The following is a 19,608-nucleotide window of genomic DNA, read 5'->3' on the forward strand; positions in this document are numbered from 1 at the left end:
CCGAACGACTATTGCGCAGTGTCACTCCGCGGCGCCGTCATCCGGCGCCCGCAATACATAACCGCTGCCCCGGACCGTGGAAATCAGCTTCTTGCGTTTTCCGCGGTCCACTTTTTGCCGGATATGCCGGATGTACACATCCACGACATTGGTTCCGACATGAAAATGGTACCCCCAAACATGCCGCAAAATCTCTTCGCGCGAGCAAATCTTGCCGGTATGCCGGGCAAGATAGTACAACAGCTCGTATTCTTTGGGCGTCATGGAAATTTCGACGCCGTCTCTGCTGACATGCCGCCGGCCGGGATCGAAGATCAGCCCGTCGACCCGCAGCGGGGTCCCGGCGCTCCTTCTGCCCGATAGATGCAAAAGGTTGGCGACTCTTGCCTTGAACTCGCCGCCGTGCAGCGGCAGCGGCATATATTCATTGCTTCCGGCGGCAAACGCTCCCGCCGCATCCTCCGGTGAACCGGTAAAGGCCACAACCATCACCGGCAGGACAATGCCGCGCTCGCGGATGTCCGAAATTAGCGGCCAGCCTTCCCAATTCGCCCCGACAGGCAGTGCCGCAAGCAGCAGCGCCGGCTCTGACGATAACAGCAGCTCCTGCAGCTTGGTCATGCTGTCGCAGTACAACAGATTAAGCCCAAGCTCGGCCAGGTATTGTTTTACCGGAAACTCCGCTGTGCCTCTTCGGTCCTCTTCCGATTGTCCGGCGTAACCGGTGGCATATCCGATTACCGTTTCATTCATCGACATCCCCCGCTTACAAAATTACCTGTTCGCACAGCGCCTATTGTCTCCGAAAATGCCAAAGACCATTCCGTTATTGCCTCTGCGGAATGGTCTTTGGCATTATAATCACTTATCCAAAATAGCGGTGGTAGAAGCTGCGGGCCGCCGCGATGTCGCTGGTGCCGTGAACCAGCGCCCGGCCGTCCCCGAAGATAACCATCCGGTAAGGCCCTTCGGCATAGGACACGAGGAACGGATTGCTCTCCACGGTTCCCGTTCCCAGCCGGGCCAGCCGTCTGGCCGTTTCCGGTAAATCCAGCGGTTGACGGCAAGCCGGACGGATCTGCACGGTGTCCCGTCCGCACAGCACATCGCTGCGTTCTGTATTGGCTGCCGTTAAATAAGGATACACAGGCCGGGAACCGCAGGATGGGCAATCCGCCTTTCTCGCGGCTTTGACGCCGATCTCCTGATGTTCGTTGTGCCAAATATCAAAGGACAGCAGCCGGCTGCGCAGCTGGTCGCGGCGACCGCCGAGCAGCTTGATCGCCTCCGCCGTCGCATGTGCGGTAACCAGCTGCACCGCCTGCGGCAGAATCCCCGCCGTGTCGCAGGTATCGCCGCCCAGCGGAACCGTACCGAGCAAGCAATGAAGACAAGGGGTTTCGCCGGGCAATATTGTATAGGTAATGCCGTAGCTGCCGACACAGGCACCGTAAATCCAGGGGATGCCGTGCTTTTGTGCCAGATCGTTGATGATCAGCCGGGTGTCGAAGTTGTCCGTCCCGTCCATGATCACATCCACTCCCGCTACCAGCCCCTCGAGTTCCTCCGCACGCGCGTCCATAATATGGGCTTCAATCACGATACCGGAATTAATCTGCCGCAGCCGCTCTTGGGCGGCCGCAGCCTTGGGCGTCCGCGCTTCGGCATCCGCTTCCGTATATAGCTGCTGGCGCTGGAGATTGCTCCATTCCACATAATCGCGGTCGGCCAGGATGATCCGTCCGACGCCGCAGCGGGCCAGCGTTTCCGCGATCCCCGTCCCGAGGGCCCCCACGCCGACGATCAGCACGGTGGAGGCTGCAAGCCCCCGCTGCCCTTCAGCCCCGAATGGCGCAAAACGCACCTGGCGGGAGTAACGGCCTTCCCGGCCAAGCAGATTCTCCTGTGTCTTGTCTATTTCGTTATTGCCCATCTCCCTTTTCCCCCGTTCAACATATTTGGAACTCCGGACAAGCTGAATCATTTGCTCATTTTAGCATAGCTCCAAGGTTGGAGGAAATAGCCGAGGTATCCTTGGGCTCGAATGATTTACTGCGGCTTCATTTTTGCGGCTGTTTTCTGACGCTCACGGCGAAGACGCAATGCCGGTTCCAGCAGTTCCAGCAGGACGGCGCCAAGCTTACCCTTGCGCTGGAACGGGTCCGGCTGTGGCGGCAACGCGCGGGCTTCCCCCGCGCCCAGTGCCGACTCCAGGTATGCCGCGGCGGCGCGTTCCGCCAGCGGCAGCGCCAGGCGCCAGCGCGGCTCCGGCGCAAGGCCGCTCCGGCGGAGCCAGGCGGGCAGCTCGGCGAGCCGCCAGTCCGCGCCGGAGGCCACCAGCACCGGGCAGTCCCCGCGGGCGAACCGCTCCCGCGCCGCGACTTCCTCCCCGGTGCCCAGGTCCAGCACGACGAAGTCCGGGCGGGTGGCCAGCACTTCGTCCAGGGCGCCTCCGTCCGGCAGCGCCCACAGCCGGACACCCCGCCAGCCGATGGAGGGATCGGCTGGCGTCGCTGCCGGTTCGCCCGGCGCGAGCAGCCGGGCGAACCGGCGGAACACCGGGGACTGCGGCGTGAGGTCCACCCACGCCACGGTCCCGTGGGCCGCCAGCGCGGCGGCGGCGGCCAGCGACGCATGCGTCGTGCCGAGGCCCGGCGCGACGCCGAGCAGCGGGATCAGCACCGGCGGCGGCGCGCCGGGGCTTTCCCGCTGCGTGCCCTGCCCGAAGGCGCCCGTTCCGGGCCTTCGGTCGGGGCCCCCGCTTGCACGGCCGGGGCGGTCCTCCGCCGGCCCGCAAGCCTCCAGCGCGGCAAGGGCTTGCCGCGCGCTGGCGAAGCGCTCCTCGGGGTGATAGCGCAGCAGCCGGCGGAGGGGCGGAATCCACCCCTCCGGCACCGCACCGCGCAGCCGCTCCTCCATCCGCGGCTGCCAGGCGGTGTGCCGCCCGCCGGTCGCCATATAGAGCAGGAGCGCGCCAAGCCCGTACAAATCCGACGCGGGGCTGCTCTGCCCGCCCCCGTACTGCTCGGGCGCGGCAAAGCCCTCCGTCCCCAGCTTTTCCGTATCTTCCGCCGCACCGGGCCGGTGCTGCCTGGCGATGCCGAGGTCGATCAGCATCAGCTCCCCTGTCCGGTCAAACATGATGTTAGACGGCTTAAGGTCGCGGTAAATGACCGGAGGCGACAGTTCATGCAAATATATCAGTACCTCAAGGATTTGCCGGGCGCAACGGGCAATGAACTCGGGGGTCGGCGGGAATCCGGCGCTGCGCATGGATTCAGCCAGCGTGACGCCTTCGATGTAATCCATCACCAGATAGCAATACCCCGCTTCGTCCGGCGGGTAAAAGTCAGCTACCCGCGGGAGCCTGCGGTGACTGAGCGTGGTTAGCAGCCTCGCTTCCGCTTCGATCTCGCCGCCTTTGGCCATATCGGCCCCAACGCTTTCCTTCACCGCCCACCGCTTGCCCGGAAGCCGCAGATCTTCGGCCAAATACACATGGCTCATCCCGCCTGAGCCGATCCGTTCCCGAATCACATACCTTCCCCCTAAGACATTGCCGACAGCCAAATTCGTTTGAATGCCCATCAATTTTCCCCCTTTTGAGTTCAGCGGACACAAAAAAAAGAAAGCCCCTTCTACGTACAGCCTGTCGGCCGCCGAATAGAAGGGATGCTTTCCCTTTTACAAAAATCATCTAAGGTTAGTTGCGCCTTAGTATTTAATCATATAAAGCGTAATCTCATCGCGGTTATGGAACAGCTGCTTCGCCCGCTGTACCTGCATGCGCTGGCCTTCGAACATCGCAATGACTTCCTTGATCAGCGCCATTGGTTTTTTGTGCATCAACTTTACGGTGACCAAGGCGGTTCCACCCGGCGTCAGGCCATGCAGAAGGCCAGTAACCAGCTTCGCCATCAGCTTCGGGCTCCAGCTCATGTCGCAGACGAGCAGATCGAATTCATTGTCGCTGAATTTGACCTCGCCGGCGTTTTTGCGCAGAATCCGGAGATTCGGATGTTTGCGCAGGGACTCATGCATCAGCGCCGGATCAATGGCAGTTACGTGAACCCCGCGTTCCAGCAGGAATGACGTCCAGCCGCCCGGCGAAGCGCCGATATCGACGGCTTTGCGGAAACTGCCGAACGGGATGCCAAACTCCTTTTCCGCTTCCATCAGCTTGAACTTTGCGCGGGAGATTTGACCGTCCTCCTTGCGGAAGCGGATCATTCCGCCGTTCCAGCTGGATAAATTATGTTCCGGTCGCGATACGCCGGCATACAGCGCATCCTTGTCGGCATACACCGAAACGATCCAGGCCGGGTCCTGCACCGTAAAATCCGCTTCCAGTCCTTCCAACTGCTCCTGCAGCCACTCGCGAAGTTCGCCCGGACTGCTCTCCCAGAATGACACGGCGCCTTTGCGGACATGCAGCGCGACCCGTTCGTGCTCCAGTTCCGTACGGCGGCTCAGATACACTGCCAGCCGTTCCAGTGCCTCCAGGCTGCCCTGATCCTGGAATTGTACGGGCTGGATATGGCGCAGAAAGACCGGCGGTTCTGCCAGCAGCTTCTGCGGCACTTCCTCCGGCTCAACCTCCAGCGTCGCCACGAAAATCTCGCCCGGGATCAGCAGCGTGCTCTTTACCGCCCCGAATAGGCGACGCAGCTCTTCCTGGGCATACGGTGCAAACCCGTGGTTGGCAGTGCAAATATAGCGGGAGACCGCTTTTTCCTGACGATTCTCGGCGAGATCGCCGGCCAGGTTTAGATTCTCATTCAATGGGTATTGCCTCCAGCTTTTATTTTTATCCAGGGGCGTTCGTCCTGCCATTCCACTTCGACGGGAAGATCGTAGACCGCCTGGAGCATTTCCTTCGTCAGCACTTCTTCTTTGCGGCCGGCGCCGGCCAATTGTCCGCCATGGATCAGCGCCACATGCGTAAAGAGCGGAACGATCTCCTCTACATGATGCGTCACGTAGACCACCATTACGTTGCGCTGTTTCAGCTTGTCCACTTCGGCAAGCATTTTTTCGCGTTCGTACAAATCCAGTCCGGCACATGGCTCGTCCATAATCAGCAGCTTGGGATTCCCCATCAGGCAGCGGGCCAGCATCGCCTTTTTACGCTCTCCCTGGGACAGCGTTCCGAAAGGGTGAAAGGCCAGGTCGCCCAGGTTCATTTCTTCGAGAAGCGCGATCGCCTGGACCTTCACCTCTTCCGGGATCGTTTGATAGAACCGCAGAAAAGCATATGCCCCGGTAGCCACTACTTCCCAGACAGGATCGCTTAGCGAAAGCTTTTCCATAAGGGACGGGCCGATGTAGCCGATTTCCTTGCGCACCTCGCGGATATCAACCTCGCCGTATTTGTGGCCCAGCACCGTTACCGTACCGCTGCTCGGAAACAAATACCCGGTCAGCATTTCAAGGATCGTAGTTTTACCCGAGCCGTTGCGCCCGAGAATGACCCAGTTCTCTCCTTGGTGCATCTCAAGCGTAACATCTTCAAGGATTTGCGTTTGTTCCCGCCGCAAATATAAATGCTGCAATGATATCATAATAAGGCCACTCTCCTTATGTAGTCCAGAACATGCTGCACGGAGCCCATACGGTATAAAATGTTCATCACGCCGCTGCGGTCTGCCGGAGCCGCCATCAGCACCGGAACGCTCGACAGCTTATATTGGCTTACCAGCTGAGGCATGAGGTTCAGGTTTGCCTTTACAAGGGTCACCTCGGAAGGCAGCATCGTCCCGGCAATCTCCAGCATCCGCAGCGCAACCTTACAGGTACCGCATATCGGGGTATAACCGAATACGACCAGCGGTGCGCCGGCCTGCCCGATCAGCTCCAGCAGTTCCTTCTGCTCCATCTCGTTCACGGCCGTTTCGCCTCCGCTTCTTCGGCAATTTCCTTCAACCGGCGTGCATCAGGGGGACCGGAGTACAGCGACGTCTCCAGCGGCACTGCAGGGTACAGCGTCTCGTACATTGCCTTTCGCCCGAGCGCGCTGGAGGTATGCAGATAGATCTCCCGCGGGTACAGCCCTTCAAGCACCATCTTGCGGGCGACCTCCCCGCCGCTTACATCCTCCGGCCCCATATCGTAATCCAGCGACAAAACGCCGATCTCGCATTCCCGCAGCAGCAGCAGACACTCTTCTGTCGTCCTTGCCAGCGTGAACCCGGGCGGCCGTTTCCTGAGATCGTCCATATACACATGGATCACCCGGATCCCTCCCCGCTTCAAAACCATTGATTAACGACATTAATTTCATGCCGGTGAGTGCCATCCGGCCCTTTTTCCGTTTCCATGGCGATTGCCATTCCTTGCATTGGCGGTGCCGTGATCAGCGATTTCAAGCCTTCCATGCCGATCCTTCCCTGTCCCAGCGGCGCATGGCGGTCCCGGCGCGAGCCGTAATCATATAACGAGTCATTCAAATGAACGGCTCCGAGATGAGGCCAATAATTCAGCTTTGCCCCATGCTCAAGCAAATCTTCCGTCCGCCGCGGATCCCAAATGCCGGCCGCAAATGCATGGCAGGTGTCGAGGCAAAAGCCGATTCGGTCCGGATATAAGCAGAGTTCCCTGATCTTGACAAGTTCCTCCAGCATCATTCCTTCGCGGCCATGGTTCCCGGCCTGGTTCTCGATTAGCACCCTCGCCTTCCCCTGCCAATCGGCAAGCACTTCGTTTAAACATTGTATAATATTTTGATAGCCTTGTAACGGCTCCAAGCCGGAAAATTGGCCAAAATGAACGATTATTCCAAGCGAGCCGCAGGCTTCGGCGATGTGCAGATCGTTGCGCAGCGAAGCGACCATCAGACTGCGCGGCGAAGGGCCGGCGGCAGGCGCGGCCAGATTCGTTGGATAGGGTGTATGCGCAAAAGAAACGATGCCATGCTCGCGGCAATATTCCGCGCAGGCGTGCGCATCGCGCGCTTCCAATGTCTTTGGCTTCAGGCTGCGCGGATTTTTCGGAAAATATTGAAAGCATGTCGCGCCGCTCTCCCTGGCGAACCGGGCTGCCTGCCCATAACCGCCGCGGATGCTGACATGCGCTCCAATATAAGGTTTAGCCTTCATGCTGGCATTCCGGGCAGTAGAACACCTTGCGGCCGGAAAGCTCGGTTTTGACAATCGTTCCCCCGTCGCGTAGGCACGGTTCGCCTCCGCGGTCATACACTTTGCAGCAATCATTGTACCGGCCTGTCACCGTATCGCCGGCCATAAACGGCATCTCCATGTACCCGCCGATCTCGGTCGCTTCGGTCAGCACCTTGCGGACGCTATCATACAGCCGCCCGACAGCTTCCGGCGACAGATTCTGAACGAGCGCCGACGGCAGCAGACGCGCCTCGAAGGCAATTTCGTCGGCATAACAGTTGCCGATGCCTGCCATGACCTGCTGGTTGACCAGCAGGCTCTTAAGCGCCCCGCGCCGCCCGCGCAGTAGCTCGGCAAAACGTTCTGCCGTCATCCGCCGATCCAAAAGTTCGGGTCCCAGCTTGCCCATGGCCGCTTCGCTTTCTTTTACGGACAGCAAATGCAAGTAGCCCAGCCGCAGGCCCATGAAATACAAAAGGTTATCGCCGAATGCGATTTCCACTTGCGTCGTGCGGTCCGGCCGCTCAGACTCGGGTCCGTAGTATAAGAGCCCTCCCAGCATCAGATGAAGCAGCAGCCGGCGGCCGTCGTGCAGATGGAACAGCAGATGTTTGGCCCGCCGTTCTACGTATACCACTCTGGCCCCCACCAGCGCTTTGGCAAAGGCATCGGCGTCCATGTTGATTGACTTTTCCCGGTTCACCGTTACGGCGGTAATCGGAATATTTATGATATGCTGGCCCAGCAGCATTCGGTAATTCTCCATTTCCGGAAATTCCGGCATTGGTCATCGTCCTTCCAGTAAGTAAATGTAGTCACAATTGCCATTATACACCGAGCGTGACCATGAGTTCAGCTAAATCCTCGCAGATCAGGTCAGGGACGGCGCCTGTCAGCTTTGCATAGTCCTCGTAGTTATCCCGCGTCGTAATGCCTGTCAGCACCAATATAGTGCGGCACCCGGCTTTCCCTCCGGCGGATATATCCGTCCGCATATTGTCGCCGACCACGACGGCCTGCTCCACGGGGATGCCGAGCATCTCGGCGGCATAACGAATCATGTACGCTTCCGGCTTGCCGATTACTACCGGCGGCATGCCGCTGGCCGCCTCGATCGCCGCTCCTATTGAACCCGCCCCCGGCATCACGCCGTCATCGGTCGGCAGCATGAGATCGGGATTGGTCAGCACAAACCGGGCCCCTTCGCGGATCCAGCGGGAGGCCTTCGCGAGCGCGGCGTAATCGAAGGCACGGTAAATCCCCTGGACCACAACCTGCGGCGATTCGTCGACCACGAATAATCCCGCTTCTTTAAATGCGGTATGGAGGCCTTCCTCTCCCAGTATCGCCACGCGCGCCCCAGGCGATTCTTGCGCCACGAAATGCGCCGACGCCAGCGACGATGTGCATACTTCATGCGCCTCTGCTTTGATGCCCATGCCGCGCAGATGGGCCGCGACCTGCTCCTGCGTCCGCGAGGAATTATTGGTGACGAACAGGAAAGGGACCCCCGCAACGCGGAGGCCCGCTATCAGTCTATCGGCATCTTTAATCATGATTCCGCCGTGAAACAGCGTGCCGTCGAGGTCGATCAGCAGCGCTCCGATGTCCTTCATCTCCGTTCCTCCATTCATGATGTACTACTGCCGTGCCGGTTATTTCCCGCCATCCGATCGACGCCAAACAAGCCGCAGTGACGAGATTGGTTGCATACAGCGTCGAAAGATAGCGAACAGTTAGCTAGTTGTACTCTTTTTGACACAATCTTGTCACTTCCTGCGCTTTCCCGGAAAATAATTTAATCTCCGAAAATCATTTCCCCGAACTGCGGCGCAGCACCGGAAAAGTGCAAAACTCCTCGGCCAGCTGCGTCTTGGGAAAAATCTCCTGCGCTTCTTCCAGCAGAGGGAGCAGCTCCTCCGGCGAGGTGTAGCGTGAGCTGAAGTGCGTCAGCAGCAATTCTCGCCCCTCTGCTTCCCGCGCTAACTCGGCCGCCTGCCGGGATGTGCTGTGGTGATACTGGTACGCCGTCTCGGCCAGGTCATGCGCGAAGGTGGCTTCGTGTACGATCAGATCGGCACCCTGCGACAGCTTCACCGCATTCGCACAGGGCCGCGTATCGCCAAGAATCGCAACAATCCGCCCCCGCTTCGGCGCAAACAGCACGTCAGCGGCCCGCAGGGCCACTCCGGTATCCGTGGTGATATCCTCGCCTTTCTTCAGTTTGCCGTAAAGCGGCCCAGGCTTTAGCCCATGGCTTTGCAGCAGTTCGGTATTCAGGCTGCCGGGACTGTCCTTCTCCGTAATCCGGTAGCCGTAGCTGTCAATCCGGTGCTCCAGCAGGAGCGCCTCCACTTTGAAGGTGTCGTCTTCGAAGACCAGTCCTCCGGTATGCTCGATAATGTCCAGTTTATAGGGAATCCGGCATTGGCTTACCGACAGCGCCGTATCCAGAAAGACCTTCAGCCCCGGCGGTCCGTACACCGTCAGCGGCGAGATGCCGCCCTGGTAACCGCGGCTGGACAAAAGGCCCGGCAGGCCGAACAGGTGGTCACCATGCAGATGGGTGATGAACAGCTTCTCCAGCTTGCCCAGGCGCAGCGGCGAGCGCAGCACCTGATGCTGCGTGCCTTCGCCGCAGTCGAACATCCAAAACGAACGTCTTTCTTCCAGCAGCCGCAGGGCAATGGATGTCACGTTCCGCTGAATGGTCGGGACACCCGCATTTGTGCCCAAAAAATAAAGTTCCATTTCTGTCCTCCTTTCCTTCTGTATCATCAAGAAAACCTCCCGGCGACCGGGAGGTTCCGTTCCTGAACCGCTAGAGCGGCAGCAGAAACGACGAAATTGAAGTTATCGCTAATTTATTGCTTTTCCACATTAAAATACTGTGCCTGCGGATGCGCGAATACCATCGCCGTAACCGACGCTTCCGGCTCCATCATAAAGCCGTCCGTCAGTTCGATGCCGATATCCTCCGGTTTAATCAGTTTGAACAGCGGACCCTGGTCCTCCAGATCCGGGCATGCCGGATACCCGAAGCTCACCCGTATGCCTTGGTACCGCGCCCCATGTCTTTGCTTCATCGTCATATCGGCCGGGTCCGGGAAACCCCATGTATCGCGAATCATATGATGCACCCGCTCCGCCAGCCCTTCGGCGACCTCCAGTGCGACGGCCTGCAGCGCATGGGAGCGGAGATAATCGCCCTTCTCCTTCAAAGCATTCGACTGATCGCGAATGCCCTGGCCCGCGGTTACAGCCATAAAGCCGACATAGTCCATAATCCCGCTCTCCACCGGCTTCAGGAAGTCGGCCAGGCACAGATAAGGGTCGACGTTCTGGCGCGGGAAGGTAAACCGGTGCAGTACCTTCGCTTGATCCTGCGGGTCATAGATCAGAATATCGTTGCCTTGCGACTGGGCCGGGAAAAACTGATAAATGGCGTTTGGAGTTATTGTACCCTCCATAATCGCCTGATGCAAAAGCCCGTCAACGGTCTCCTTCAGTTCCGTCGTGCGTTTATCCCCGGAAGCCAGCAGCGTCTCGACGGAACCCTTCACTCCCAGATGATGCCCCAGCAGCATCTGCATATTCACATACGGCACGATGTGGCCGAGCGGATAGTTCCGCAGCACATGGCGCTCCAGATCCGGCGGGGTGAATACCGGCGCATCCGCCGATATTTTGGAGCGCACGGCGCGCGTCAGTACCGGCAGCTCCGTTTTTGGTGCGGCAACCGCAGCAGCTTCGGCATCGATCCGGGACTCTTCTTCCAGCTTCGCCCGTTCCACGGGGTCCATCAGCCGGTTGGCGAGATCCAGCCCGTCCATCGCATCCTTTGCATACAGCACAAGCCCGTCGTACTCCGGCTTGATCCGCGTTTTGGTGAATTTGCGGGTGAGTGCAGCGCCGCCAACCATAATCGGAGCGTCGATGCCGGCATTGCGCAAATCCTGGGCGGTCAATACCATCTGCTGCGCCGATTTGACGAGCAGGCCGGACAGGCCGATCGCATCCGCTTTTTCCTTGCGGTATGCCTCAATGATCGTCTCCGGCGGAACCTTGATGCCCAAATTGACAATCTGGTACCCGTTATTGGAGAGAATGATTTCGACCAGGTTTTTGCCGATGTCATGTACATCGCCTTTGACGGTGGCCAGGATAATTTTCCCTTTCACGGATGACTCGTTTTTCTCCATGAATTGCTCCAGGTGGTTGACCGAAGCCTTCATGACCTCGGCGCTCTGGAGCACCTCCGCGACAATCAGCTCGTTGTTATTGAACAGCCGGCCTACCTCAGACATTCCTGCCATCAGCGGTCCGTTGATAATCTCAAGCGGAGCGCTTGTCTTCAGCGCTTCGTTCAAGTCGGGAATCAGCCCTTCCTTCGTGCCTTCCACGACATAAGAGGCCAGACGCTCCTCCAGTGAAAGGTTGGAGATCTTTTCTTTCTTCTCCACCTTTTTCTCCCGGAAAGCCGCCACGAATGCGGCAAGCGTCTCGTCATTGGTGTTGTAGATCAGCTCTTCGGCAAGCTTGCGTTCCTCTTCGGGAATCGAGGCATAACGTTCCACCTTCTCCGTATTGACGATGGCATAGTCGAGGCCTGCTTTAGTGCATTCATACAGGAACACCGAGTTCAGCACCTCGCGCCCCGCTTCCGGCAGGCCGAACGACACGTTGCTGATGCCAAGAATCGTATGCACCTGCGGATATTCCGTTTTAATCAGACGGATTCCGTCGATCGTCTCCTTGGCGGAGCCGATGTATTGCTCATCGCCGGTGCCGACCGGGAACACGAGCGTATCAAAGATCAGGTCCTCCGGCTGCAGACCGTATTTGTTCACGAGCAGGTCATAGGAGCGTTTGGCCACTTCCAGCTTGTCCCCGGCTTTAATGGCCTGGCCGGTTTCGTCGATGGTGCCGACGACCACGGCTGCGCCGTATTTATGGATCAGCGGAGCGACATGCTCGAATTTTTCTTCACCATCTTCAAGATTAATGGAGTTAATTATCGCCTTACCTTGGCAGTATTGCAGCGCCAAATCGATAACCTTCGGATCCGTTGTATCGATCATCAGCGGCACCTTTACTTTTTTGACGACCAGTTCGAGGAATTTCTTGATATCCTCCGCTTCATCGCGGTCCGGGTCCTGCACGCAGACATCGACCACCTGGGCGCCGCTTTTGACCTGGGCCCGGGCAATTTCCGAAGCTTCCTCATATTTGCCTTCGACGATCAGCCGCTTGAACTTCCGGGAACCGAGCACATTGGTACGCTCGCCGACCATGTACGGACGGTTTTCGTTTTCGACGTAGACCGGATCGATGCCGGACAAAGCCGGCGGGTGGGCGCCTGTAAGCGCACGGGGTTCGTAATTAGCCAATACATCGGCCATTGCACGGATATGCTCCGGAGTCGTTCCGCAGCAGCCGCCGGCAATGTTGAGCCAGCCCTTTTCTGCAAAACCGCCGAGCTTTCTCGCCAGCGAATCCGGGGATTCGTGGTAATTGCCGTTCTCATCGGGCAGCCCCGCATTCGGGTAACAGCTTACCGCCGCCGAAGAAATATCGGACAGGGTACGGATATGGTCGCGCATAAATTCCGGTCCGGTTGCGCAGTTGAGTCCCACCGAAATCGGATTCAAATGCTCCAGCGAAATATAGAATGCTTCAATATTCTGACCGGCGAGCGTCGTACCCATCGGTTCGATCGTCCCCGAGATCATGATCGGCAGCGTAATGCCCGTCTTGGCAAAAGCATTGCGGATACCGATGCTTCCCGCTTTTACGTTCAGCGTATCCTGCGAGGTCTCCAGCAGCATGACATCCACGCCGCCTTCGATCAGCGCGACCGCTTGCTCTTCATAGCTGTCCACCAGCTCCGCGAAAGTAACGCCGCCGGTAACGGACAACGTCTTCGTCGTTGGCCCCATCGCCCCGACCACATAACGCGGACGTTCGCTACTTGCGTATTTGTCTACCGCGTTCCGGGCCAGCCGCGCCGCCTCCAGATTCAGCTCCCGCGCTTTTTCAGGAATGTCGTATTCGGCCAGCACGACCGAGGTCGCGCCAAACGTATTCGTCTCGATCAGATCCGCACCTGCGGCTAAATATTGCTCATGGATATGCTGAATGACATCCGGTCTGGTCAAGGTCAGCATTTCATTGCAGCCCTCCAGATCCTCCCCGCCGAAATCTGCTGCGGTAAGCGGCACCTGTTGAATCATCGTGCCCATAGCCCCGTCTAAAATAAGAATGCGCTGCTGCATGCTTTCAGCAAGTGTGAGTTTTGCCACTTCAGTATCCCCCCGTAAAAACATTAGAGTAAGTTTAGCAGAATAAAGGGAATTGGGGAAGTCTACGGCGAAACGGCTAACGTCAGTGTCGGCATGGAATGCTGCGTCCTTGCGGTGACATGCGAGGTAACCGAATAAGACCCCGCTTCAGCGATATTCCCATCCGCCTGGTAGATCCCTTTCTCTTTAAGCGTTCCTTGCAGCTTATCCAAGACCTTTCCCGACTCCTGGTCGGTAATTTCGAACATCACTTCTTTCGCATCATCCACCGGCTGGCCATCCTGCGTGACCTCAGCCGTAAAAGTGACCGGCTCGCCGGCCTTTACTTCCTCCGGTGACCAGCTCAGCTCGACATGGATCGGCTCCATGGACATCCCCGACATATTATGGGCCATTCCTTCATGACCGGTCCCTCCGGCGGAACATCCGCCCACGAGAAGAATCATGAATCCGCCTAAAAGCCATCGTTTGACCGTTTCGACCATCCGGCATTCCTCCCATTCGCCTGCACAACTTACATCCGGCGTCAAAGAATCATTTTTACCATTATACACACAAAATTCACTTTTACGAGAGTCCGAACCTGGCATCTTGGCAAAAAAAGAAAAACCGAAGCCAATATGGCTCCGGTTAATGGTATTAAAGACCTTGAATGAGCGGCAGTAGCTCGCCCAGATGGCTAATCCGGTAATCCGGGGTGATCTCCGGGTCAGCCGGTTTGCCGGTCCGGTTGATCCAGACCGTCGTCAGGCCCGCGGTCAGACCGCCAAGAATATCGGTCGTCAGCTTGTCCCCGACCATAACGCCCTCTTCCGGCGGAATGTCCAGCAGCGAAAGGGCGTGGCGGAAAATCCCCACATCCGGCTTGCCTTTGCCGAACGTTCCCGAGATTACGACATGGTCAAAAAACGGGGTCAGCTCCGGCACGCCTTCCAGCTTCTCCTGCTGCAGCGCCGGGCAGCCGTTCGTGAGCAGCAGCAGCTTCACCTTGCCCTTCAGCGCCTCCAGCACCTGCAGCGTTTCTTCATACATATAAGGGCGTTTGCGGCGCTCCGCGGCGAAGGTGTCCGCCAGCCTGAGAGCCAGACCCTCTTCCTGGATGCCGAGAGAGGCAAGGCCGCGCCGCCACGATTCCTCGCGGTAGACCGGAGCAAGCTGCTCCAATTGGCGGAATTCCGGCTGTTCTCCGGCCGTAAAATTCGCCCAGAGTGCTTCAAACGGGTTAATGCCAATCATTTTGGTAAAAGCGTACGTCTCGTACGATTCATAAAGGCCGCGCGCTTCGCGGCGTACAGCCGCCTCCAGCTCTGCAGGGTCAACCCCGTGGCCGGCGGCTTCGCACGCAGCGCGGAACGCTTCCTCCACGCTTCGCTCATCCCAAAGCAGCGTATCGTCCAGATCAAAAAGTACGGCAGTAATCGGCATAATGGTCTCCCTCTCCCTATCCTGTCTTTTTATATGAAGCGAATTTTATTCATGCACGAGCTCGATGTGGTTCACTTTGGCAAATTCGGTCAGCCGTTCACCCATGGCTTTGATATCATAACGGTTCGTCAACCGGGTGAATACCCAATGCTTGCGTTTGCCTTTGTATTTGATCGAAACCATGCCGCGCGACAAAATGATCTTCTCGATCTCATTTGCGGTCAGCACCCGTTCCCGGTTGAACTTAAACGTCGACAGTCTGGAGCGGTCCACCTTCAAATACGGACGGCGGAAGAACATCAGTGCCGCAAGCAGGAAGTACAATACCGTACCGACCCAGTTGGTCAGCATACCGCTGCCTTTGGTCGAATCCACGGCGCTGATCGCCCAGAACATGATGCCGAGCAACACCAGAATCGTCGGAAAAATAATGTTCCGGCCTTTAAAGGTATCCGTGTTTTTCGTTGCGCCTGCCGCTTTTGCCGCGTAAATCGAATCTTTGCCTTGCTTTTTGCGCTGCTTGTTCACTTGCTGCTGGTTGCGTTGAACCATTCTTTCCCAAGAACGGGCCATTTGTCAGTTCCCCCTAGGTTTCCCGTGATCAGCGAGAAATCAATTTATGCTATGAAAAAAACAACGGCTTAGGCCGGTGTCTTGCTCATTTAAGGTTCGTCCACGATCTCGATGTTATCGAGCTGTGCGCGGAAATTGCGGCGGACGTTGCCAAGGTAGATTTCCCGGAGCTTTGCACGTTCCGCAAGCTCTTCTTCGTTCAGGCCGACGCTCTTTTGTTTGCGGGCCAATTCGTTGATGCGTGCGACCAGATCGTCAATGTTCAATTCGATTCCCTCCCCTATAAATTCATACTAACTTTGCCATGAGAAAAAGAGCTTGTCAAGGTTTACTCCCTGCAAGCTCTCGCATCCTGCCTATCTGTTCACCCATCATTCATAGACAGGCAATGTCAGTACATCTCCGGCCTTAATATCCCCGCTCTGCAGCCCGCTGGAGCGTTTAATTCCTTCAATATATACTACCGTCCGCATATCCGCGGGTTTGTTATCTTGGGCAATTCCCCATAGCGTGTCCCCATATTCTACAACGATCTGCTTTCCTTGCTTCACCGGCGTTACCGAACCGGCAAATACATTACTTACAACGGTGAACCCGGAGATAATAAGCATGAGAATCAATGCCAGCTTCATAAATCCGCCGCGCAGCAGCAGTCTGCGGACAATCGCCGATGCCGTAGAAGTTGCAGAAGTGAAATTAAGGGACTGTATGGAAGACAAGGCTCCTGAAGGAGCGGAAGCTCCGGTCTTGGGCTCTTTATCGTAGATGCTCCGGTAGGTGCTGTATTTTAACATGTACATAACCTCCAAACATTTGTTCTTAGTTCTACTCACAATATAACACGAACATGTGTTTCGTTCAATCCCTTTTTCGAACAATTGTTCCCTTATTTTTTCGGAGGACGTTTTTTAGACTCTCTTAATCTTTTGCGAATCTCTTTCCGTTCAAGAACTTATGTTTGTACGAACGGCAGTTCTATGTTATAATTTTCCCAAACATATGATATGGGGTTGATTCCGATGTCTAAGATTTCGAACCGTCAACTGGCGATTCTGGAATTTATACGTAACGAAGTCCGCAGCAAGGGTTATCCTCCCTCTGTTCGTGAAATTGGCGAGGCTGTCGGCCTGGCCTCCAGTTCAACCGTACACGGCCATCTGGACCGTCTGGAGAAGAAGGGCCTGATCCGCCGCGACCCTACCAAACCGCGCGCGATTGAATTGCTCGGTCAGGAAGAATCGGAGAATGTGCATCAATTCGTGCAGACTGTTGCGCGTGTGCCGGTTGTCGGCAAGGTAACCGCGGGCGTTCCGATTACGGCCACCGAGAATATTGAAGACTATTTCCCGCTGCCGGTGCATTATGTCGGCGACAACAAGGTATTTATGCTTTCGGTTTCCGGCGACAGCATGATCGAAGCAGGCATTATGGACGGCGACTACGTCATTGTCCGCCAGCAGCAGACGGCCGATAACGGCGATATCGTCGTTGCGATGACGGAAGACGATGAGGCGACCGTCAAGACCTTTTACAAGGAACGCGACCACATTCGTCTGCAGCCGGAGAATCCAACGTACGAACCGCTGCGCTTGAACCGGGTCACGATTCTTGGCCGGGTAATCGGACTGTTCCGCGATATCCATTAATGTAAGACGCAGTGCACAGCTTCCGCGATATTTCATTTTGTTGCATCAGACGCTCCCGCGTGTTCGTTCACGCCGGAGCGTCTTTCTTTATTCACTCTCGGCTGCAGGCACAAGCGCCACAACAAACACATATATTGCTCCAAAGAGAGGAGCGTGGATAAACATGCCCAATTACCGCATCATTGTCGATCTATCGCAGCGCATGCTTTATTTGCTGGATAACGACCAGGTCACCCGCGGATTTCCGGTCGGCATCGGCCGAATGTTGACAGCTTCCCCTGTGGGCGAATATACCATTATCAACAAACAACCCAACCCCGGAGGACCGTTCGGCGCATTCTGGATGGGTCTGTCCAAGCCGCATTACGGCATTCACGGCACGGACGACCCCGCTTCCATCGGACATATGGTATCGCACGGCTGTGTTCGTATGTATAATGAAGACGTCCTCTCCCTCGCCGCGACCGTGCCCATCGGCACTCGCGTCACCATCCGGGCCTGATCTTCTCTCGGTCAACTTCTGTTTTACTATCGCGCGACACAAAAAAGCTCCCCGATTATCGGGAAGCTTATCTTTTTTCCGGCCGAGAAGCCTTAAGGGATGTTGCGCAAGGTCTGAATAACCGCGGCGTTCAAACGAAGCGCTTCTTTAATGGAAGCTTTAGCTTCCAGCAGTTCGGTGCGTGCCACGCTCGGATTGGGCACACGGCGGAGATTATGCCGAATATCCGCCAGCCGGTCAAGCAGCACGGCTCTTTGTTTTCTTAGCAGAATAATGGAACGTCTTACACGCCAGCAAGCAGCCATATTCCACACCTCTTTTCGTTTTCCTATAAGAGATGCAGCCGCAACCGGCTCGGCTTGTGCGATTATACGAATGAATCTGCCAATCTTTTATTTCTCTTCGGCAGCGAGACGAACACGAAACTCGTAAGCGTCCCGCCGGTACTCCATCCCGGCCACGGTAACGGTCTCCGGCGTCCATTTTTGCAGCGGACCCGCATAATCCGCGATGACAAGCGGCTTACCGTCTTTGAGCTGGACTACATATACCTTGGATTCCGAAAGCGCTGCTGTCAGCAGGTCAGCATTCGTCTCCAGTACTCGATAGGTTGAATTCAATGATTCTCCTCCTTGTCTCTATCTACGATTATTTTCCGTACAATATGCCAGACCTACAATATAGCGGAAACCTGATAGGAACGCAAGTCCGGGATCCCATGCTTGTCCTCCCCGTAAGCCAAAAAATCCCCGCCGGACCGGCAGGGTTGTTCAAGCATGTTATTGATATTATCAATGGCTTATCCATTTCGGCATACCTAAATGGGAGTTTTCATTTGCTACCTCTTCCTCCGAGCAGCAGCGCATTCAATCCCTTCGAGCGTCGGATGACAACCTGAGAGAAAGCCACACAGCAGCTGACTGCTATAACAGAACCGAAAAGGCAATAGCCATAAAAAAGCGCCTGCCCGTCGTTTAGCTTCCAATGAAGCAGCGGATAGACTCGCTCATACACGACATTAAACAGCACATGCTGGAGCAGATAGATGTCCAGGGAATAACGTCCCAGCAGAATAAACGGTTGACCCAGCTTTGTTTTTACCAGTCCTTTGCACAGATACAGCACCAGCAGGCTTCCCGTGAAACCCGTGACCATCCGGTAAGCCATTCGTGCCATTTCAAGGATCGGGCTGCCTGAACCGAGCGTCATTTTGTGTACATAAATAAAATCCGTCGTATTCCATTCCGCAATGAGCACTACTTCCAAAGCAATAACCATTAGGAGCAGTACGGCAGTCCATTTTCGGGTCATCGGCCTCAATATTTCAGTTACGGCCGGCCTGTTCAGTGCATACCCGCCTAGAAAGAACACATAAAAAAACTGCAAATAATAGATTCCATATTGTGAATGAATGGGTTCCGGAACAGTCCACAGCAAGATCAGCATCAGCACGTATGCAGCCGGCCCGATCCATCTTGCCAAAGCAACGGACAAGAACAAGAGCAAATACATGAAATAATGCGCATACAAAAACCACAAATCCGGTGAGCGGAACAAAGCGGAGCACAAAGCTGACGGGATCTCGCCCAGATGGATACCTCCAACCCCGATTATATTTGCTGCAGCCGAAATGAACACTAAAATTACTGTCCAAACGGTATACGGAACGAGTATCCCTGTTGTTTTGTTGCGGAGATTGGCGTGAAGCGTACGGTTTTGCACGCTGAATACAGCCAAATAACCGCTGATCAACATAAAGAGCGGCATGTGAAAGGAATAGATAGCCTGAAAAAGCGGATTGCCAAAATAGTCTCCGCCTGCCGGCGCTATCGTATATTGAAGGGCATGGCCAAACACCACCAGAAAAATCGCCAGTCCTTTCGCGCTGTCCATCGTCTCCTGTCTTTGCACCATTGACGCATACCTTCTCCCGGCGTCCCTGGCGCATCTAGCGCGGTTACGCCTAGTTTGAGAGAATTATATGCATCGAATATAGTAAATATTCTTTGGGAACTTTAGGGGCGGTTATGCTGCTGATTTACGGA

Annotated in this window: 22 protein-coding genes; 2 read left to right on the forward strand and 20 right to left on the reverse strand. The window is 56.3% G+C overall.

All coding sequences use genetic code 11. From position 1 onward, the window contains the following. Positions 1-21: 21 nt before the first annotated feature. The 17 genes from BMW84_RS05735 to BMW84_RS05815 form a co-directional block, all read right to left on the reverse strand. The gene (locus BMW84_RS05735; RefSeq protein WP_175498686.1) at positions 22-753 is read right to left on the reverse strand and encodes a response regulator transcription factor; all 732 of its coding nucleotides are present in this window, start codon (positions 751-753) and stop codon (positions 22-24) included. A 112-nt stretch (positions 754-865) separates the two neighbouring features. Beyond that, entirely contained in the window at positions 866-1,933 is a 1,068-nt protein-coding gene (locus BMW84_RS05740; RefSeq protein WP_091065402.1) for a ThiF family adenylyltransferase, read from the reverse strand. A gap of 116 nt (positions 1,934-2,049) precedes the next feature. Next, positions 2,050-3,588, reverse strand: a complete 1,539-nt coding sequence (locus BMW84_RS05745; RefSeq protein ID WP_091065404.1) for a serine/threonine protein kinase — start codon at positions 3,586-3,588, stop codon at positions 2,050-2,052. 126 nt (positions 3,589-3,714) lie between these two features. Next, entirely contained in the window at positions 3,715-4,782 is a 1,068-nt protein-coding gene (locus BMW84_RS05750; RefSeq protein ID WP_254772876.1) for an SAM-dependent methyltransferase, read from the reverse strand. Beyond that, positions 4,779-5,561: an ABC transporter ATP-binding protein gene (locus BMW84_RS05755; protein ID WP_091065409.1), complete on the reverse strand. Its 783-nt coding sequence runs from the start codon at positions 5,559-5,561 to the stop codon at positions 4,779-4,781. Before BMW84_RS05755 ends, BMW84_RS05750 begins: the two co-directional genes overlap by 4 nt. Then, on the reverse strand, positions 5,558-5,875 hold the full coding sequence (locus tag BMW84_RS05760) for a thioredoxin family protein (RefSeq protein WP_254772941.1): 318 nt from the start codon (positions 5,873-5,875) through the stop codon (positions 5,558-5,560). The genes BMW84_RS05755 and BMW84_RS05760 overlap by 4 nt, the downstream gene beginning before the upstream one ends. A gap of 5 nt (positions 5,876-5,880) precedes the next feature. Then, positions 5,881-6,231, reverse strand: coding sequence for a cyclic-phosphate processing receiver domain-containing protein (locus tag BMW84_RS05765; protein ID WP_091065414.1), 351 nt, complete (start codon positions 6,229-6,231; stop codon positions 5,881-5,883). Positions 6,232-6,248: 17 nt separating this feature from the next. After that, the gene (locus BMW84_RS05770) at positions 6,249-7,094 is read right to left on the reverse strand and encodes a deoxyribonuclease IV (RefSeq protein WP_091065416.1); all 846 of its coding nucleotides are present in this window, start codon (positions 7,092-7,094) and stop codon (positions 6,249-6,251) included. Beyond that, positions 7,084-7,899, reverse strand: a complete 816-nt coding sequence (locus tag BMW84_RS05775) for an Fpg/Nei family DNA glycosylase (protein ID WP_091065419.1) — start codon at positions 7,897-7,899, stop codon at positions 7,084-7,086. Before BMW84_RS05775 ends, BMW84_RS05770 begins: the two co-directional genes overlap by 11 nt. Positions 7,900-7,942: 43 nt before the next feature. Continuing rightward, complete coding sequence (locus tag BMW84_RS05780) at positions 7,943-8,731, reverse strand: HAD-IIA family hydrolase (RefSeq protein ID WP_091065421.1); 789 nt, start codon at positions 8,729-8,731, stop codon at positions 7,943-7,945. A gap of 196 nt (positions 8,732-8,927) precedes the next feature. Then, a complete protein-coding gene (gene rnz, locus BMW84_RS05785; RefSeq protein WP_091065423.1) occupies positions 8,928-9,866 on the reverse strand; it encodes a ribonuclease Z in 939 nt (312 codons plus the stop codon). A gap of 113 nt (positions 9,867-9,979) precedes the next feature. Next, on the reverse strand, positions 9,980-13,417 hold the full coding sequence (gene metH, locus BMW84_RS05790) for a methionine synthase (protein WP_091065425.1): 3,438 nt from the start codon (positions 13,415-13,417) through the stop codon (positions 9,980-9,982). Positions 13,418-13,479: 62 nt separating this feature from the next. After that, entirely contained in the window at positions 13,480-13,902 is a 423-nt protein-coding gene (locus BMW84_RS05795) for a FixH family protein (protein WP_175498687.1), read from the reverse strand. Positions 13,903-14,056: 154 nt separating this feature from the next. Then, positions 14,057-14,842, reverse strand: a complete 786-nt coding sequence (locus BMW84_RS05800; RefSeq protein WP_091065430.1) for an HAD family hydrolase — start codon at positions 14,840-14,842, stop codon at positions 14,057-14,059. Between the two features lie 45 nt (positions 14,843-14,887). Continuing rightward, a complete protein-coding gene (locus BMW84_RS05805; protein ID WP_091065431.1) occupies positions 14,888-15,415 on the reverse strand; it encodes a hypothetical protein in 528 nt (175 codons plus the stop codon). 89 nt (positions 15,416-15,504) lie between these two features. Next, positions 15,505-15,681, reverse strand: coding sequence for a DUF896 domain-containing protein (locus BMW84_RS05810; protein ID WP_091065434.1), 177 nt, complete (start codon positions 15,679-15,681; stop codon positions 15,505-15,507). A 105-nt stretch (positions 15,682-15,786) separates the two neighbouring features. Continuing rightward, complete coding sequence (locus BMW84_RS05815; protein ID WP_091065436.1) at positions 15,787-16,209, reverse strand: LysM peptidoglycan-binding domain-containing protein; 423 nt, start codon at positions 16,207-16,209, stop codon at positions 15,787-15,789. Positions 16,210-16,434: 225 nt separating this feature from the next. On the opposite strand from BMW84_RS05815, the gene lexA reads away from it, so the two are divergent. Together lexA and BMW84_RS05825 are read left to right on the forward strand one after the other, a co-directional pair. Continuing rightward, the gene (lexA, locus tag BMW84_RS05820) at positions 16,435-17,061 is read left to right on the forward strand and encodes a transcriptional repressor LexA (protein ID WP_091065438.1); all 627 of its coding nucleotides are present in this window, start codon (positions 16,435-16,437) and stop codon (positions 17,059-17,061) included. A 163-nt stretch (positions 17,062-17,224) separates the two neighbouring features. Beyond that, positions 17,225-17,563, forward strand: coding sequence for a L,D-transpeptidase (locus BMW84_RS05825; RefSeq protein ID WP_091065440.1), 339 nt, complete (start codon positions 17,225-17,227; stop codon positions 17,561-17,563). Between the two features lie 92 nt (positions 17,564-17,655). Here the strand turns inward: BMW84_RS05825 and BMW84_RS05830 are convergent, their stop codons facing one another. The 3 genes from BMW84_RS05830 to BMW84_RS05840 form a co-directional block, all read right to left on the reverse strand. Continuing rightward, positions 17,656-17,868 carry a hypothetical protein gene (locus BMW84_RS05830; protein ID WP_091065442.1) on the reverse strand — a complete coding sequence of 71 codons (213 nt, stop codon included), beginning with the start codon at positions 17,866-17,868 and terminating at the stop codon, positions 17,656-17,658. Between the two features lie 87 nt (positions 17,869-17,955). Next, positions 17,956-18,183 carry a hypothetical protein gene (locus BMW84_RS05835; RefSeq protein ID WP_091065444.1) on the reverse strand — a complete coding sequence of 76 codons (228 nt, stop codon included), beginning with the start codon at positions 18,181-18,183 and terminating at the stop codon, positions 17,956-17,958. Positions 18,184-18,394: 211 nt separating this feature from the next. Further along, positions 18,395-19,477 (reverse strand): acyltransferase family protein, encoded by a 1,083-nt coding sequence (locus tag BMW84_RS05840; RefSeq protein WP_091065446.1) that lies wholly within the window; start codon positions 19,475-19,477, stop codon positions 18,395-18,397. Positions 19,478-19,608 lie beyond the last annotated feature (131 nt).

Origin of the sequence: Paenibacillus sp. NFR01 (assembly GCF_900111565.1) — a bacterium.
Classification (GTDB): domain Bacteria; phylum Bacillota; class Bacilli; order Paenibacillales; family Paenibacillaceae; genus Paenibacillus_AQ.